General features: G+C 70.4%; 1 protein-coding gene. It reads left to right on the forward strand.

Features of this window, described 5'->3' with window-relative positions; genetic code table 11:
* Positions 1-186: 186 nt before the first annotated feature.
* Positions 187-2,812 (forward strand): type I polyketide synthase (locus ACWEN6_RS40790; protein WP_452577573.1); only part of this gene is annotated, 2,626 nt, incomplete at its 3' end.

The raw sequence follows: 2,812 nt of genomic DNA on the forward strand, positions 1-2,812 counted from the left end.
GGGCGGGCGTTTGTGGTGCCGGCTCGGTTCGATGCGGCTGCGCTGGGCCGGCGTGGGGCGGGTCTGCCGGCGCTGTTGCGGGAGTTGGCCGGTCCCGCCGCGCGTCCCGTCGCCGGTGCGGCCGATGCCGCCGCGGCGAATGGTGCCGACGCAGCGCCGGGTGGGGCTGGTAGAGAGCGGCCGGTGATGGCGTTGGCGCGTTTGTCGGCGCGACAGCGGCAGCGGGGGTTGCTGGATGTGGTGTGTGGTCAGGCGGCGGCCACGTTGGGGCATGACAGTGCTGAGGCGATCGACGCGGGGCGGCCTTTCCAGGAGTTCGGGTTCGATTCGCTGACCGCGGTGGAGTTGCGTAACCGGCTGCATACGGTGACGGGGTTGCGGTTGACGCCGACGCTGGTGTTCGATCATCCGACTCCTCGGGCGCTGGCGATGCATCTGGACGCTGTGCTGTTCGGTGATGCCGCCTCTGGTCGGGTCCCGGCGGTTCCGGCGGTCCCGGCCGGCGGTTCCGGCGGTTCCGGCGGTTCGGGTGGTGATGGTGATCTGATCGCCGTTGTCGGGATGGCCTGTCGTTTCCCCGGTCAGGTCACCGGTCCTGACGACCTGTGGCGGCTGCTGATCGACGATCGCGATGGCATCACCGGCTTCCCCACCGACCGAGGCTGGAACCTGGCATCGCTGTTCCATCCGGATCCCGACCACCCGGGAACGTCATACGTCCGCGCCGGCGGATTCCTGTCCGGCGCCGCCGACTTCGACCCGGAGTTCTTCGCACTCAGCCCCCGCGAAGCGGTGGCGATGGACCCCCAGCAGCGGCTCATCCTGGAAGCCTCCTGGGAGGCCCTGGAGCGCGCCGGCATCGACCCGTCCACACTGCGCGGCACCCCGACCGGGGTGTTCACCGGAGTGATGGCCAACGACTACGGCTCCGGCGCGGTCGCCACACCAGAGGCCGAGGGCCTGGTGGCCACCGGAACGCAGGGCAGTGTGGTGTCTGGGCGGGTGTCGTACGCGTTAGGCCTTGAGGGGCCGGCGGTGTCGGTGGACACGGCGTGCTCGTCGTCGCTGGTGGCTCTGCATTTGGCGGCGCAGGCGTTGCGGAGTGGGGAGTGTGATCTGGCGCTGGCCGGTGGCGTGACGGTGATGGCCACGCCGGATGCGTTCGTGGAGTTCTCGCGGCAGCGAGGCCTGGCCGCCGACGGCCGGTGCAAGGCGTTCGCCGAGGCCGCTGATGGGGTCGGTTGGGGTGAGGGTGTCGGTGTGCTGGTGGTCGAGCGGTTGTCGGAGGCTCGCCGTCGTGGTCACCAAGTGCTGGCGGTGCTGCGCGGCAGTGCGGTGAACCAGGACGGCGCCTCCAACGGGCTGACCGCGCCCAATGGTCCCTCCCAGGAGCGGGTGATCGCTCAAGCGCTGACGGTGGCCGGGTTGGTGCCCGGTGATGTGGATGTGGTGGAGGCGCATGGCACGGGGACGGCGCTTGGGGATCCGATCGAGGCGCAGGCGTTGCTGGCGGCCTACGGCCAGGATCGGCGTTCGCCGTTGTGGCTGGGGTCGGTGAAGTCCAACCTTGGGCATACCCAGGCGGCGGCCGGGGTGGCCGGTGTGATCAAGATGATCCTGGCGATGCGGCACGGGTTGTTGCCCAAGACGTTGCACGTGGACGCGCCCTCATCGAAGGTGGACTGGTCGGGTGGGGCGGTGGAGCTGCTGACCGAACCGCAGCCCTGGCCCAGGGATGCGGATCGGCCGCGCCGGGCGGGGGTGTCCTCGTTCGGCATCTCCGGCACCAACGCCCACGTCATCCTGGAAGAACCGCCTGTCGAGGAGCCGTCGGACGTCCCCACCGGCACGGTCGTGCCGTCGGCGGAGATCGTGGCCGGCGCGGTTGGTTATGACGAGGAGCCCATCCAAGGACGAGTTGCCATCCCCGACGCGGCCACCACCGAGATGGAAGGCATCGCCGCGCTTCCCGTACTTCCGGTGGTCGTGTCGGCCAAGAGCGAGGCGGCGTTGCGAGCGCAGGCCGCTCGGCTGGCGGAGTTCGTCGCCGGGCATGAAGCGGCCGGTCCGGTGGAGGTGGCCGCCGCGCTGACACGTCGGGCCGCCATGGAGCACCGGGCCGTGCTGCCGGCGGCGGACCGGGAGGGTCTGCTGAGCCGGCTGCGGGCGCTGGCCGCCGAGGATTCGCAGGTTCCGGGGTTGGCCGCTGAAGTGGTGGACTCGTCGGCTGCGGTGGTGGGTCGGGTGCGGCCGGGCCGGGTGGCGGTGGTGTTCTCCGGTCAGGGTGCTCAGCGGCTGGGGATGGGCCGGGAGTTGTATGCGGCTTTCCCGGTGTTCGCCCGGGCTTTCGATGAGGCCTGCGCACTTCTGGAGGCCGAACTCACCGCCGCCGGCGTGGTGGCCGGCCTGGCCGGTGGTGTGAGCCTGCGAGAGATCATCCTCGGCCACACCAACCAGAACGGCCAGACCGACCACACTGGCGAGACCGGCGCGACCAGCCCGAACGGCGAGATCGGCCGGCCTGTCCAGAGCGGCCAGGGCAGCGCGAGCGGTGAGGCCGTCGATTTCAGCGTGACCGGTCAGGGCGGCGCGAGCGAACAGAACGGGCAGAGCGGTTTGGGTGGCTCGACCGGCCAGACGGGTCAGAGTGGCCAGACCGTTGAGACCAGTGAGACCGGCCAGGCTGGTGGGGCTGCTGGTTCTGCTGCTGGCGGGTTTGTTGCTGGTGGGGTGCTGGATCAGACGGTGTTCGCTCAGGCCGGGTTGTTCGCGGTGGAGACGGCGTTGTTCCGGTTGTTGGAGTCGCTTGGGG

Source organism: Sphaerisporangium sp. NPDC004334, assembly GCF_053602655.1.